The organism is Mesorhizobium sp. WSM4819 (genome assembly GCF_055811215.1).
Genome location: NZ_JBVVQO010000017.1, coordinates 1 through 14060 on the forward strand (window position 1 = coordinate 1; position 14060 = coordinate 14060).

Consider the following 14060-nt stretch of genomic DNA (forward strand, 5'->3'; position numbering starts at 1 on the left):
TGTGGCTCTTGATCGCCGCGTTCCTGAACCGGCCGAAGCAGCTTGCCGCTTAGCGATCAAGATTGTTCACGGTCGACACTTTATGGCCGAGGCAACACTCACGATCGGATGACGCGGCAATTGCTCGAACAGTCTACTGCCGAGACGGAGGCGAACTGGGCTTCGAGCAGTCGCATCCGGTCCACGGATACGATAGATTGTCGCCGACGACCAGGGCGGTTTTTTTCGGTCCCTGATGTGGCTCTGCCCTCACCTACCGCCGAAGTTGCCAACCGCGCCGTTGGTCGGTTCGATGATCGAGGGAGGCATACATGAGGGTCAAGCCTACGCCGTGAGGAAGGACTCGACGCCGGGAGCTCGAACAAACTGAACATAAGAAAAGAGAAAACTTCGTGTGCACGGCGCGTGCATGTCACCCTCTAACCACTTGTTTCTAATTCCTATCCGTCCAGTCCATCATGGGCGCCACGGCCACTCTATGATCTTGATTTCAGCATTTTCTCTCTAACATCATCGTTAGAACCTGCCGAGTGCACACGAATTTACGCCAGAATACGACCCTTTTCGCCACGTTTCGATCTCTCGGTCCACACGGAGCGCACACGAAAAAATGGCCACCTACACAAAACTCTCGTCCGGCTCCTGGCGTGTTCAAGTCCGTCGCAAACAAGCTCGTCTGGCACAAGCACAACACCAAAGGTATCAAGCTGTCGCGCTCGCTATGAGTACGCCTACCGTTCGGTGCCGATCCATTCCAGGGTTGCGGGGATGGTGCAGGCCCAACGCCTCCGCTGGCCTGATAGCAAGCTGCTGTTCCCGTCACATACGGACAACACCCTGCCCCGCGGAAACTTCCGCAAGGGGCTGGACAGGTTCAAAGCCCTGAGGGTGTGCCCGACTACTTCCAGCTCTACGACCTCAAGCGCATCGCGATCTCGCTGATGCTGGCGGGTCAACGGGTGTCGCATGAGGCCATATCACACTACGTCGACCACAAGGGAAATCTCGAAACGACCATGATCTATGATCTCGGACGCGTTAACCCCATGCGCCCGGTCACTGAAAAGCTCGGCGCCCTTCTCGGCATTTAGAAATAAGACCCAGTGCCCCCAAAAGAAAACGCGGTTACGGCGCATCTTGGGTAAAGATCTCTGCGTTCCAATTATCTGGCCGTTCCTCAGGCAACGATGTCGGCGATAAGATCGGCCAGCGGTCGTTCGTCGCCGGCAAAACTGCCAATCGTGGCGTCCATCACACGCTCACGGTCCAGCACGTCGTCGTTAAACGCGAAGCCGGCATGCTCGGTGAGCATCGCCAGGAACGTGAGCTGGGTTCGCCCATTCCCCTCCCGAAACGGATGCACGGCATTGATTTCCGCGAGTGCGTGGGCCGCACGCGTCGCAAAGTCTTGCGCTGACAGCCCCATCAAGTAGTTAGCCGCTGCGAGTTCGTTAAAAATCCGGTTCATTTCCCCATCGATATATTCGGGGTAACAGAACCAGTTGCCGCCTTTGCCGATGCGGATCGCCCTCACCTCGCCGGCCCAATCGTAGACATCCTGGAACAGGTGATGGTGAATGGCTCGATAGTGGGCATAATCGAGCGCACCGCTCGGAATCGGCTCGTCGGCTCGGATCAGGAAGAAGGCCAACTCGGCTTCATCGAGTTCGCCCTGGTCATGGACATCAAGCTTGTTGCGGAGAACTGTCGTGCCGGGATAGCAGAGCGGGTCGGCTTCGGCGGCATAGACCACAGGGCATGCTTACTTCTTGGCAATCTGCTTCTTGACGAGCGTGCGCCGCTCATCGCCACTCAATCCGCGCTCGCGGCTTTCGCCCAGTATTGCGCCCATGCGCGGCGATAGCTTCATGCCCTCGACTGCGCTGATTTTCTCGCCCTTGCGGCTGCCGAGGATGAACTGGCCTGTTTTGGTTGACCGGACGGTGGTGGTGGTCTTCTTCATGGACCCATATTACCACACCTGCCGATCCTGGGGCAAAGTGAATTTGGGGCCTTCAAGTTGTACAGGGAACGTTACTGCACTTGCAAACAAGCCTATAAACCTGGAGAAAATAACCACTTCGATCGGGTTTGAACCCGCTCGCTTGGCGAAATAAATGTCAGATGACAGAAGGGTATGAGTGGCATGACAGACGCACCGTACACTGGGTTCCGTTTTGAACACAGCCGCAAGGACATGAACATGCCGAATGGCATGCTCAGGATGCAAATAATCGCAGTTGCACAGTCCCTTGAAGAAGCCAGGGAACTGGCCGGAGATATTCTACCGGAGCAAGGACTTCGCTTAATCGCAAGCGGCGAAGAGGTACTCAAGGCGGCAAGACTGGTGCATTTGAAAGACGGCGAGGCAAAGGTTCTATGAACGGCCATCCCAAGCGCTTATAGATACGGAAAAAACCGAGAGGCGAATGGTGCGCGTCCTTACAAAATGGGTAGTTGAGTGTTGACGGCTCTGCAAGCGGCCTCAGTGATCACGGCCTTGCTGGCAGCAGCCTTGTGGCTTTGGTCAACCCAAATCGATATGCCACCTTTTACAGCGACTGTCTTCCGGGACGGTCAGCCAATTGAGCCGCCGCGACATGCTGACGGAAGCTGCCAGACAAGGGGCGCCCTCGCCGTTCAAGAACTTCGCGCCGACCTTCACCAGTCGCCAGAAGACGCCACTTTACAAAAGCTTCGCGGCTACCTGGCTGACCCCGCTTCCCTTCCCAATCCGAATGACCATTGAGCGGACAGCGGGCTCATCCGTCGGATTCAGCCAACGGCACGCGGCAAGCCAAAATCCACGGCGTGGTCCATGAAATTCCCGAGGGAAACCGGCTTGAACGAATGTTTTACCCGCCAGAGCCCCGCTTACGGCAGACGAAGTGAATGGACATTCGCCGATATTGGGCTGGCATGGGAGGCCCACTACCGCAAACGGTAGCGCCTCCTGCGCTGGGTGAGGAAAATATGGCGGGCGGGAAAGCTGTACACAATTTCGGAATGTGTTGGCTTTTCAATAAAAGCCTGCTATTTCCGAAGCGTTCGCGGTGCGTCCACAGCAACGCAAACGAGACCCAGACGCCGACACGTCTAAAGGCCTCATATTCGCAGACTGTACGGGAGCGTCGAGGGTCCAAACCTCGGCGCTTTCGTGTTTCCGGATATACAGATTGTAATTTGGACAGTCAACGCCGCGTTGACTATTAGCGCACTTGTCCTCGTTAATTCCTCGTCCTTAGTCGCCGTAGTGATCGTCGAATTGTCCAATCAGTGTTTCGGCGATTGCGTGTCCAGTGCTGTCGATAGGGTTCGCTTGCAATTGCGGATCACTGTTTACGCGTACGCGGCGATAGTCGTCAGGTCAACGACAACAAACTTCGAGCGTAGCGTTCGCGATAATTGCGTTGTAGTTGTTGCGCGTACTGGCCTTCTGTCCTCGCGCTTATCGTCGAATGACAGGATCTTGTCATCATAAAACGCAACGCGGTTCGCGTAGCGCTATAGAGGCGGAGCCCTCCTACTGACGACGCGCCATCCAGGAGCGCGCGCATGGCTAAGCGACCGGTGTAAACTCTTTCCACTAGCGGCGGTTGACGGCAGTGTGACGGCGAGTAGCGTGCCTCTTGCCAGGGTATATTTGTGCGCTTAGTCTCCATGAACTTGGGGTGAATTCAGTCATGCTGATGCGCGTGTTCGCTGTTCTCGCGGTTTTGCTCTCCACGGCCGCAGCCGCGGCCGCAACATGCACTGTTCCAAGCTACAATACGTTCTATACGATCCCTGCTAATCACACCGCGGCCGAGGCTTTCAAGGGAAAGTTCGACTATCCGGCGGCGACGAGCGAGCCGCTGCCAGGTTTCCTGTCGATCGACTACCATGCAGACTGGAAAGCGTACCTCTGGGCAGTCCTTAACTACGCCTACGAAGGTAACGATACGGTCGATTTCGACGTCACTAAGAACACCGACAGGGGCTGGTACCATGCCCTTTGGATGCAGGTTGGAGAAGATGGAAGAGAGTTCTTCCATGGGCTCACGCAGGAACGCCCGACGCGGCCCAATCAGCTTAAAGAGAATACCAGCACGACCTTTTTCACCTGGGCGGTGGGGTACTATAACAGTTTCGGCGCGACGACCTATGCCAAGGTCTATGCCGATCCTTGCAATCCGGTCATTGACAACATCCTGTTTCCGGTCGGAACGGTGTCGTTCAAACTGCTCTTCACATCGGCTACCGAACAACAATTGCCCTACCTCGCCGGCGCGCCCAGCTGGCAAACCCACACCGGTAGCGGCAACGGTCCGAACGGCCGCAGCGAGCGGTCGATGCGCCTGCTCCAGGTCGACATCGCGGTGCGCGACCCGCGGGACAGCGCCACCGGCTGGGTCTTTGGCACCTTCGTCTACAACAACGCCGTCGCCGATCCTGACCCATGGCGTCGCCTGCGGCCCGTGGGGCTGGCCTGGGGCAACGATCCAGCCGCAGCGCCCGGGCAACCGCTGCTCGAAAGCGTGACCGACCCAACGCTGCAATCCATCCTGTTCGGATGGGCCGGACGCGAAGAACTGGGCTGGGGTGGGCGCGCCAATGGACCGGCAGACAACCTTCTGAGCTCTTGCCTGTCTTGCCACGGTAGTGCGCAATTCCCGCGCAGCGACGACTTCGGCAATGTGCCGCCGGCGGGTGCGGTGACCAACGTGCCTAAGCGGCTTACCGACTACTTCCGAAACGTCAAGGCGGGCGAGGTCTTCGACCTCAAGACCAAGTTCTTCGGAACGCCGGTCATTGTCGACGCGGCTTCCGTGGACTATTCGCTGCAGCTGCAGCGTGGGCTCGAGAACATGTGCAGCGAGGCGAAGGCCGGCCGCGCACCGTTCGATGTCGAAGGCGTCCCAGCAATTTGCTTGCCGCCGCTCAATTCCGGTGGACCAGCCCTGGCGCCTGACGCAGCAGCGGACGCCTTCGAACAACTGCAGTCGATTGACTTTGATAGTCTGGTCAATACTCCGGTCCGCTAGTTTAAATCCACTGCCGATAACCATCAAATTCGAGGGCGCTATGCGCGTGCGTTGCCGGAGGAGGCACGAACGTGCGTCTTGAGGAATGGAACGTCCGAAAGCGCGTAGCTGATGCCGTTTAGCGCTGGTAGTTCCAGGGCATGAGCGCCTCGATGTAGCTGTTTGGCCAGCCATTGGCGATGCGCTCGAGGGTTTGGGTGAGCCAGGCATGCGGATCGACATTGTTCATTTTGGCGGTGGCCAGAAGCGTGGCTATGGTTGCCCATGTCCGTCCACCACCGTCACTGCCGGCGAACAACGAGTTCTTTCTCGTAATTGTTTGAGGCCTGATCGCACGTTCGACCGTGTTGGAGTCCAGCTCGATGCGGCCGTCGGCGAGGAAGCACTCGAGCGCAGTGCGGCGGCCGAGCGCATAGCGGATCGCCTCGGCGGGCTTCGATTTTCCCGACAGCTTCGGCAGCTCCTTTTCCCACAGCGCAAAGAGAGCGGCGACGATGGCGGCGGTTTTCTCCTGACGCGCCGTCACCCGGGCTGCGGGGTCGTGGCCGCGGACGGTTTCCTCAGTCGCCCAGAGCGGAGCCATCTGCGCCACCGTTTGCGAGGCGACGACGGACGAGCCCGCGACATGCAGTTCGTAGAACTTCCTCCGCACGTGGCTCCAACATCCGGCTAGCGTCACGCCGTCGTTGGCCCGATCGGGCTTGGCCAGCCGGTTATAGGCGGCATAGCCATCAACCTGCAGGATGCCGCAATAGCCTTCCAGATGGCGGGCGACGCATTCGCCGGCGCGACTGTCCTCGAAGCGGTAGGCGACGATGGGCGGTCCGCTGCCCCCGAACGGCCGGTCGTCGCGGACATAAGTCCACAAATAGGCTGTCTTGGCCTTGCCCGATCCCGGCGCCAGCGTTGGCAGCGTGGTCTCATCGGCAAAGATGCGCTCGCCCTGCTTGATGCGGGCCAGTGCGTAATCGGCGATCGGCTCAAGCTCGAAGCCGACCTTGCCCATCCATTGCGCCATCTGCGACCGGTCGATCTCGACCCGGTCGCGGGCATAGATCGCTTCCTGCCGGTAGAGCGGCAGGCCGTCAGCGTATTTCGACACCGCGATCTGCGCCAACAGCGCTTCGGTCGGAATGCCGCTTTCGATGATGCGGGCGGGTGCAGCTGCCTGGATGACGCCGTCCCAGCCCTTGTAGGCATATTTGGGGCGGCGGGTGACGATCACCCGGAACTTCGCCGGAGTGACATCGAGCCGTTCGGAGACGTCCTCACCGATCAGGATTCTTTCCAATCCCGCGCAGCCGGCTGGCGTTTCGGGCTCGATCACCACCTCGACCCGTTCGAGATGGGCCGCAAAGCCTTTGCGCGGGCGCGGCGCGCGCTTCGCTTTCAACCCACCCGCAGCCTTTTCCATCTGCGCTTCGATGGCTGCCACGCCGGTTTCGATTTCGTCGAAGACGAGTGCGTACTGCTCTTCGCTCAGCGCACCGGTCCGTAACCTTTCGCAGCGGCTACCGAAGCGCGACCGCTCCAGCATCTTCACGACCGCCGTCAGTCGTGCGATCCGCTCCTCGGCGCTCTTGTTGACCAACTCGAGATGCGTGTTGTGGGCTTCGAGATCGGCATTGCGCTCCTCCAGACCGGCGGCTTTCTCGGCCATGGCAATAACCATCGCCTTGAGCGCGTCAACGTCGTCCGGGAGCGCGAATTCGGGTGCCGACATGGCCAAAATCAGAGCATATTCGCGGCCAGTTTTCCCGCTTTTTCAGCCCCCTGATTCATCATGCCGCAGGGTTTTACCTCCGATTGCGGCCGCCTGACGGTCTCCGTCCGAACCCGTTTCCAGTCCATTCCGTCGACCAAAGCTATGAGCTGAGCATGATTGAGCTGGACCCGGTGGTGGCCGATCCGCGGCCAGCAGAACTTCGCGTCGTCAAGTCGCTTGGCATAAAGACACACGCCGCTGCCGTCCCACCAGACGATCTTGATCCTGTCCGCTCTTTTGGCGGAAGACATAAAGCGCGCCGTTGAACGGATCCGAGCCGGCATCGCGCACCAGTGCCAGAAGGCCGTCGGGACCTTTTCTAAAATCAACGGGATGGCTGGCTACCAACACCTTCACGCCGGCCGGGATCATGCCTGGCGGACCGCCCGGATAATCCTGGCCAAATGATCCTGGCCGACGTCGGCGCTGGCCCGAATGACCACATCGCCCAAGCAGATCTCCACTGTCGAAGACGCCGCTTGGGTGACCTCGACAAAGCCAAGCCGATCCGCATCTCGCTGCCGTGTGACCGCACCGCTCTTGATCGCCTTGCTCCGCCAGCCGAACAGCTGGGCGGGCGCCATCCCCGCTTGTCTGGCAATGGCCGATACATTCGCGCCAGGCTTCAGTGTCGCCTCGATCAGCCGCGACTTCGCTTCCGCCGACCAGCGCCGCCGCGGACGCTGCGGGCTTGCCTCCAGCCGGTTCGGGACTGCCTCAAGAACATGGAAACTTCTATCATCAGGCATAGGCGCAGACATAGAAATTGACACTGCAAGCTCCTCGGCTCCTTGCTTCAGTGTCACTATCTCTCGCTCATCACCTCAAGTCGCGCCAGATGGGGTGAGCTTCACGCTTACGAACGTCCGCTGATCCATTGCTAGTACGGTGATCGTAGTAGGCTTCGGCATGTCTGATTCACAGTTATTTAGAGCGGGCCCCTCGCTTGCAGCACGACCAGGAGCGATCGTGCACGTCAGGCGACCGCTTCGCTGCGCGGCTACATCTATCAGATCTACGCAGGCGCCGTTGCGCTGATCGAACTCGCAGACCACGAAGTTCTCCACCTCGAAGTCGCCGAGGACTATTCCATCGCTACCGAGCGTGCGCTGAAGGCAGTACAGGTCAAGGACTCAGCGATTGGGCGCTGCCGCGCTACAGCCCTCGGGTTCGATCAAGGGCATCCGCCACAAACAGAGCCTTTGGGTGGAAGTCGACCTGGAGTAGCCGTGGCCGTCCACAAACGGCAAAGCGTTGATCTAATTACGCAAGTCGTGATTTGCGCGGGTAACCTCCACTGGAAAGGTTCGTGCTCAGACGGCTTAGTGTCGATGGAGCATCTAGACGGCACCGTCCGCCTGACTACTGTGTGGTTGCCAGTTTAGTCGCCGATACTGCCGACGGAAGAACGGAGCTGAGATGCCCGAAGCAACCTACGCATACGCCCGCTTGCGTCTATGGCGTTGGAGGGTGCGGAGAGCGCTTCAACCCATCCCCATCGCACTGCTCAGCATGTGGCCAGTCAGCATTACGGCGATCCTCCTGCTCGCGTGCTTCTTGTTTCCGGGAACGGCGTCAGATCAGGTGGTCGAAGCGATGCTTGGCTACGTCCGTCACAGCGAGGCGGTCGATATTCAATGGACCAAGTTCGCGATCACGTTTCTGTCGGCCGCAGCACTCTCAGCCATATTGCGCCGTCAATCCGCTGTCTTGATTTCACGATCGACGGTTCCGTTTAGCTATCGCGTTTGGATCAGCGGGATCGTTGGAAGCCTTGCGCTGATCCTTCTGGCGGTCTTGTTGGTTCGCCTCAGGGACGAATTGGCACCGGCGAGCTACGGGCTTCTTGCCCTACTGAGCGTCCTGATCATCGCGTACGTTCATTCGGCGCGAAGGGCTGCGCTCGACTCGCGCCTATCGGCGCACTCGTCCACGACGCGACGCGGACACCGCCTGCCGACGGTGCTCTTGGCTTACCTGTTGCCCATTCTGCTGCTGAGCGCATTCGCGGCTTCGACAAGGGATGAAACCTTTGGTCTTCCCATCAGCATGATTTCGATCTCACAGGCACTCGGTCCCCTCAACATACTCCTCTTGGCCTGCTGCTTTTGGACGATCGTTACATCGTGGCTGGTGCGTTTCGGCCGGCGTACCAGGCTACCTGCCGTTGGGTTTCTGGTCGTGCTGGCGGTCGGCCTAATCGCGCTGAACGTGAACGACAATCACCAGATCCGCCGGATCGGACATTTTACTCCATCGATAGAACTCGAGAATGCTTTCGGCAGTTGGCTCGCCTCCCGACCCGACCGCGCCGACTTTGATACCTATCCGGTGATCTTGGTTGCCGCTGAAGGTGGAGGCATCAGGGCCGCAGTGTTCACGGCCACGGTCCTTTCTCGGCTTGTCGACAGATGCCCGCGGCTGGCCCACCACATATTCGTAGTTAGCGGGGTTTCTGGTGGCTCGATCGGTGCCGCTATCTATGCGGCAGCAATGAAAGCCAAGCCGCCCGAAACCGAGGCGAGCCGATGCGATCTAGAGGACGTGAGTTCCTCGACGTATCAGGATGCTGCAATGGAGGTGTTGGCTGACGACCACCTTTCACCGTTGCTCAGTCGCTACTTTTTTACTGAGATCTTCCAGCAATTCTGGCCTGTCCCCGTTCCAGCTTTCGATCGTCAACTTGGGCTCGAGTGGAGCTTGGAGCGTTCCTTTGCACGTGTTTTCGGGGAGGACGTCCTGTCTAATCCGCTTTATGGCCTCGTCCCGACTGAAGAGGCCGCTAGCGTTCCGTACCTCATCCTGAATTCGACGAGAGTTCGCGACGGTCGGCGGGTCAGCATGAGCCCGATCTATCTCAGAACTGACGCGAAAGGCGGCGGGGACGACTGGCATGCCGTGGACTATCTCAATGGCCCGCCACTCAGCGCGGCGGCGGGTACAAGTGCGCGGTTTCCGTTCATTTCGCCGCCGGGGTCATTCACATCCCTTACCGTGGAACAAGAAGGTGAGGTTTGGGTCGAGGACCCAGACTTCAAGGGGATCAAAGACCAATACGTTGACGGGGGCTATTTCGATAACTCGGGGGCGCCGACACTTATGGGAGTCTACCGGGAGCTCGATAAATACCGGGAGGACAGAGGAGCCGATGCACCGAAGTTTTCTATCCTGGTGGTGCATGTCGGTAACGAACCTCTCTGCGACGCTGCTCAGGCGAGCGCCGACGAAACACCGTGCTCGGAACCCAAAGATTCAGGCGGCTACTCGAGCGTTCTTGCCGAAGCAAGCATCGCCCTTGAGGCGGTGGACCGAGTACGTAGCGCGCGAGTGGACTATGGCTTGAGTGAGCTCGAAGATTTGGTCTTGGCCACTTCCGAGATGCGCGTGACGCTCGATCCACGAGGTAAGACGGACGAAGAATTGATCGCGATGGCTGAAGAGGCGATTGCCAACCAGCCGAGCACTCTCGATAGGTACTACAGCATCCAAATGCGCGATCGCGGCGTGACAATCCCGTTAGCCTGGCTTCTTTCTCAACGGGCGATCGACGACCTGCATACTCAGTTGGACCCTCTTACGCCGGAGACCTGCGCCAGAGACGCGTCCACCCGTCGAAATGGCTACGCCGCCTGTCAGATTGGCGAGTTGCTGACGTCGTTTGTGGAACTGACCCAAGCCGAGTAGCCCTCGACGCTTGGGCGAGCGACTGCCCACGACCGCGCTCTAGTGCCCTGCAACTGGTTTGATCTCGATGTCCACGTAGGGCGTGCCCGTGACCAGGGCCTCCATGTCGGTGCGCTGTGGCTGCGGCTGGCCGAGCAGCGCCTTCTCGTGGCCGGCGTAGTTGGGCAGCCCCGCGATCTGTGCGGGCGTGAGAAGTGGACCATAGGTTTCGGTGTTGGCGACGCGCTTGCCGAGTTCCACCATCAGGGCGGAGCTCGGAATGGGTTTGTAGGGCGTGCGGGCGGTAGAGACGACGGCCTTAGGGCCGGACGCCGGCATGTTGCCGGCGGGAAGCGGCAGGATCGCGTCCAGGATGGTGCTCGACTCGGTCTGGGTGCCGTCCTCGTCCTCGTTCCACGGCGTGGAATTGGTACTGCCGTGATGGCCGACCTTCAGGAAGTCCAGCCGCCCATCGAGCTTGGCCCTTTGCTTGTTCCAGGCGACGTTCCAGGCGCCGTTCGCCTTTGTGCCTTCTTCGAACCGATCGTCCCACTCGGCGTCGCCCACGAACAGGAGTCGGCGCCCGCGCCACTCGATCAGCAGCATGATGCTGGTGTTGTTGATCAGCCTGTCGTTTTCCTCGGAGTAGGCAAAGGCATTGGACATCATCCGCGACTGGAGGCGGAGAAAGTCGAGGGCGCTAATGTTTTCGGGCCGTGCGCTCGGCGACTGGGGCGCGCCGATCACGCCGGCTGCCGCCTTTGAGAATGTCTGGAAGTCGGCCGCCAACTCGTCGCCGCCATAGTAGAAGTCGATATTGATATCCGGCCCCAGGACATGGAACGCCACGTCGCCTTGCAGCGTCTCAAGCTCGAGATCGGCGGCGGTGCTTTCGGTGTGAAGATATACGGGTTCAATGCCGTTCTGCTGTGGCAGGGTTTCGGTGAGAGCCTTGATGGCGCCCTTGGGGTTGATGCCGTAGCGATCGACGATGTCCTGCAGGGCCGGGCTGAGGGCGACGCCGCGCGCGGCGACATTGACCATCGCCCGGTCTGCCAAGTCGTGAAAGGCGTGGGCGAGCTCCGCCTGGGGGTGTTCGGGGTTCATGGCCGCGCTCAACCACAGGTTCTCGATCGCAACGTCTTCGAACCAGTCGGGGTCGAAACCCTTCATATGATCGTCATGGCCGTGGCTGACGACGACGAGGTCGAGACGGTGTTTGCCGTCTTCAAGCGGAAGCTCGGGCTTCAGCAGGTCGAGCGCCGGCTTCAAGAAATCATCGCCGGCTGCCTTGGTGCCGCAGTCGATGAGAATGTGGAAATCGTCGACGTTGCCGTCCTTTATCCGCGCGTCGGGAATGCGGACATAGATGCAATCACCACAACGCACGCTGTAGGCACGGATCAGGAGCTTATCTGCCATTGGCTCTCTCCCATTTTCTCGTGCTCGTCCGAGTGGATGCCCACATGCGGCGAAAGCGAGAACCGCAGGATGCCGTCTACGGCCTCGGCGGTCAGCGGCGCCACGGTCTTCTCGAGGATGCCGAGCTGGCCGCCGGCGATCTCGCCGATGCGGCCGGTCTTTATGCGGGCGGCCAGCGCATCAAGGAACGATTGTTTGCGCCGTCGACCAGCCTTTCTTTCGGCCCGTATCTCGGTCTGCACCGCCGTCAGTTCTTCGGCCGGCGTATTCGCACCGTCTTCCTCGTCCTCGCCGATCAAAGTCTGGGTGCCGGGCTTGCGCATCCACGAGAGCAGATTGCCGTCGATGTCGAACGCCAGGGTGCCGCCGCAGAGCATGCTGGTCGTCTCGCCCGCGAAACGCCCGAAGCGTTCGTCATCGAGCAGCACGGGCTCGCGCCAAGTGTATTGCAGCAGCACCTGTTGCGGCTGCCGCCGCGCGTCGCTAGTAAATTTTGAAGCGTTTGCCAGACCCTGCACCGCGACATCGGCACTGTAGGGGATGAACAGGTTGCGGCGATTGTCGTCGAGGAAGCGGTAGGCCGCGGACCGGGAACCGGCGATATCGGCAGGATCGTGATAGACCTCGGTGCGCAGCCGCTGGAAAATGTCGTGTGGCCGCCGGAATTGCTCAGCTACTTCCGAGCTCAGTATGCCGCGCTCCTGGAAGACGTCGATCATCAGCTGCCGCGTGCCACGGGAGTCGGTGGGGTTGACGATCTCCTCGTTGCGCAGCACCGCGATGGCGTAGTCCTCGAAGGTCACGTCGACCGGCGGCAGGAGGTCGAGGGGCTGCACCGCCATGCACTGCATATTGCTAACGGTATACCAGAACGCCTGCAAGATTGAGCGACCGCCGTCCCTGTATCGAGGTGCCAGTTTGCGGACGATGTCGAACATGGCGCCAGTCAGCACTTGCGACATGTAGTGCTGGCGCTGGTCGTCCTTAATCTTATCGTAGTGGAGCGTGTTCAACGCGCTGCGCAGATAGGGCTGGTCCGCGACGGCCTTGCCGAACTCTTCGGCGAGGCTCGAGAGGGCGCTGTCGGTGTCCAGGTTGCCGCCGGTGGCTTCGGCCAGCCACTGGCGAAGCTTGTTGTTTCGGAAGGCAATGAGGATTGCCGAAAGGTCGCCGACGAATTCGTGGAAAGCGGCCGTCTCGGCGCGGATCGATTCCGAAAGCAGAGGACGAAGGCCGTCGAGAACGGCATGGCCAAACTCATGGTTGATGATATCGGCCGAGAGGCATGTGTAGATCCGCTTTTCGCCGCTGTCGAAATAGTAGAACTGCAGCGACTTGCTCTGGCGATCGTAATAGGCGTTCTCCCCATAGCCGGCCGTGGGGACGACGATCAGCCGGTTGCCCTCGAAGGCGAACGGAATGGGCCTGCCGAGACCGAAGCCGTTCTCGTAGAACTCGAGAGCGTTCTGCAGGGTGGCCCAGACATTGACCTGCCGGTACTGCGGCGAGTCGACATTTGCCTGATCCAGCGTCGCACCGCCTGGGCCTACGAAGGCATTCTTATCGGCATTCCACTCGGCAGGCGGTGTGAGGATCTCGGTGGAGGCGTCGTAGTCGACGACGGCGAAGTAGGCGCTGGTGGGGCCATCCCCGATACCGGGCTCCCACGGGACCTCGAACGACTCATCATACTCGAGCACCGGATTCCGCACGCGGACCGTGGGATCCTGGAAGTAGGCGTCGAACGGAATGCGGAGCTTCAGCTCCTTTTGCGCGTCCCGCGTCAGGTAGCGCCGGGCGGCGTAGAGCCCGGTCCTCGTCCCTTTGGTCTGAGATGTCGCTTTGGGTCCGGCGGGCATGGCGAGACTCCGAAACTCAGAATTGAAGTTCAATACCACACGTAGCATATCGACGATGCGACAACAGCACGACATGTAGTCGGCATTGCTTGTCGGAACCAGCGTGCTTCTGAACAATTGCCGCAGCTCACCGCCCCGGCTGCCCGCGGGTTCCTGCATGAGAGGCTTTCGTACGCCTGGCGGCACCCGAAACCCTTCAGCATAGCCGCCGTTCAGCATGACGAACCTGGCGGAGGTATCGTGCTGCCGTTCACTTCCCGGTGGGACGGGGGCCAGAGAGTCGATGCCTCGTCAAATCTTTCCCAAAACCGATTCTCGTATCCCAAT

The 14060-nt window shown here is 59.9% G+C and carries 11 protein-coding genes; 4 read left to right on the forward strand and 7 right to left on the reverse strand.

The features are described from left to right. The first annotated feature begins 890 nt into the window (after positions 1–890). Positions 891–1091, forward strand: a complete 201-nt coding sequence (locus AC0L18_RS16930) for a hypothetical protein (RefSeq protein WP_473493384.1) — start codon at positions 891–893, stop codon at positions 1089–1091. 86 nt (positions 1092–1177) lie between these two features. Here the strand turns inward: AC0L18_RS16930 and AC0L18_RS16935 are convergent, their stop codons facing one another. Next, a complete protein-coding gene (locus AC0L18_RS16935; RefSeq protein WP_473493385.1) occupies positions 1178–1753 on the reverse strand; it encodes a Fic/DOC family protein in 576 nt (191 codons plus the stop codon). Positions 1754–1762: 9 nt separating this feature from the next. Further along, positions 1763–1963, reverse strand: coding sequence for a hypothetical protein (locus AC0L18_RS16940; protein ID WP_473493386.1), 201 nt, complete (start codon positions 1961–1963; stop codon positions 1763–1765). A 183-nt stretch (positions 1964–2146) separates the two neighbouring features. Between AC0L18_RS16940 and AC0L18_RS16945 the strand changes: the two genes are divergently transcribed. Continuing rightward, on the forward strand, positions 2147–2383 hold the full coding sequence (locus tag AC0L18_RS16945; RefSeq protein WP_473493387.1) for a hypothetical protein: 237 nt from the start codon (positions 2147–2149) through the stop codon (positions 2381–2383). A 1300-nt stretch (positions 2384–3683) separates the two neighbouring features. Continuing rightward, on the forward strand, positions 3684–5024 hold the full coding sequence (locus tag AC0L18_RS16950; protein ID WP_473493388.1) for a hypothetical protein: 1341 nt from the start codon (positions 3684–3686) through the stop codon (positions 5022–5024). Positions 5025–5142: 118 nt separating this feature from the next. Here the strand turns inward: AC0L18_RS16950 and tnpC are convergent, their stop codons facing one another. The 3 genes from tnpC to AC0L18_RS16965 form a co-directional block, all read right to left on the reverse strand. Then, positions 5143–6747 carry an IS66 family transposase gene (gene tnpC / locus AC0L18_RS16955; protein ID WP_473493389.1) on the reverse strand — a complete coding sequence of 535 codons (1605 nt, stop codon included), beginning with the start codon at positions 6745–6747 and terminating at the stop codon, positions 5143–5145. Positions 6748–6755: 8 nt separating this feature from the next. Further along, complete coding sequence (tnpB, locus tag AC0L18_RS16960; protein WP_473493491.1) at positions 6756–7073, reverse strand: IS66 family insertion sequence element accessory protein TnpB; 318 nt, start codon at positions 7071–7073, stop codon at positions 6756–6758. Positions 7074–7157: 84 nt separating this feature from the next. Beyond that, positions 7158–7538 (reverse strand): transposase, encoded by a 381-nt coding sequence (locus tag AC0L18_RS16965; protein WP_473493390.1) that lies wholly within the window; start codon positions 7536–7538, stop codon positions 7158–7160. Positions 7539–8301: 763 nt separating this feature from the next. Here AC0L18_RS16965 and AC0L18_RS16970 point away from each other — a divergent pair. After that, positions 8302–10473: a patatin-like phospholipase family protein gene (locus AC0L18_RS16970; RefSeq protein ID WP_473493391.1), complete on the forward strand. Its 2172-nt coding sequence runs from the start codon at positions 8302–8304 to the stop codon at positions 10471–10473. 39 nt (positions 10474–10512) lie between these two features. Here AC0L18_RS16970 and AC0L18_RS16975 read toward each other — a convergent pair whose 3' ends face one another. Together AC0L18_RS16975 and AC0L18_RS16980 are read right to left on the reverse strand one after the other, a co-directional pair. Continuing rightward, the gene (locus tag AC0L18_RS16975; RefSeq protein WP_473493392.1) at positions 10513–11874 is read right to left on the reverse strand and encodes a ComEC/Rec2 family competence protein; all 1362 of its coding nucleotides are present in this window, start codon (positions 11872–11874) and stop codon (positions 10513–10515) included. Beyond that, complete coding sequence (locus tag AC0L18_RS16980) at positions 11856–13892, reverse strand: gluzincin family metallopeptidase (protein WP_473493393.1); 2037 nt, start codon at positions 13890–13892, stop codon at positions 11856–11858. The genes AC0L18_RS16975 and AC0L18_RS16980 overlap by 19 nt, the downstream gene beginning before the upstream one ends. Positions 13893–14060 lie beyond the last annotated feature (168 nt).

What these genes read in the sequence shown, in the direction of transcription:
- AC0L18_RS16950 (WP_473493388.1), top strand. Translation starts at nt 3,684, where the DNA reads ATGCTGATGCGCGTGTTCGCTGTTCTCGCGGTTTTGCTCTCCACGGCC.
- AC0L18_RS16940 (WP_473493386.1), bottom strand. Translation starts at nt 1,963, where the DNA reads ATGAAGAAGACCACCACCACCGTCCGGTCAACCAAAACAGGCCAGTTC.
- AC0L18_RS16945 (WP_473493387.1), top strand. Translation starts at nt 2,147, where the DNA reads ATGACAGACGCACCGTACACTGGGTTCCGTTTTGAACACAGCCGCAAG.
- AC0L18_RS16980 (WP_473493393.1), bottom strand. Translation starts at nt 13,892, where the DNA reads ATGCAGGAACCCGCGGGCAGCCGGGGCGGTGAGCTGCGGCAATTGTTC.
- AC0L18_RS16975 (WP_473493392.1), bottom strand. Translation starts at nt 11,874, where the DNA reads ATGGCAGATAAGCTCCTGATCCGTGCCTACAGCGTGCGTTGTGGTGAT.
- tnpB (WP_473493491.1), bottom strand. Translation starts at nt 7,073, where the DNA reads ATGCCGGCTCGGATCCGTTCAACGGCGCGCTTTATGTCTTCCGCCAAA.
- tnpC (WP_473493389.1), bottom strand. Translation starts at nt 6,747, where the DNA reads ATGTCGGCACCCGAATTCGCGCTCCCGGACGACGTTGACGCGCTCAAG.
- AC0L18_RS16965 (WP_473493390.1), bottom strand. Translation starts at nt 7,538, where the DNA reads ATGCCTGATGATAGAAGTTTCCATGTTCTTGAGGCAGTCCCGAACCGG.
- AC0L18_RS16970 (WP_473493391.1), top strand. Translation starts at nt 8,302, where the DNA reads ATGTGGCCAGTCAGCATTACGGCGATCCTCCTGCTCGCGTGCTTCTTG.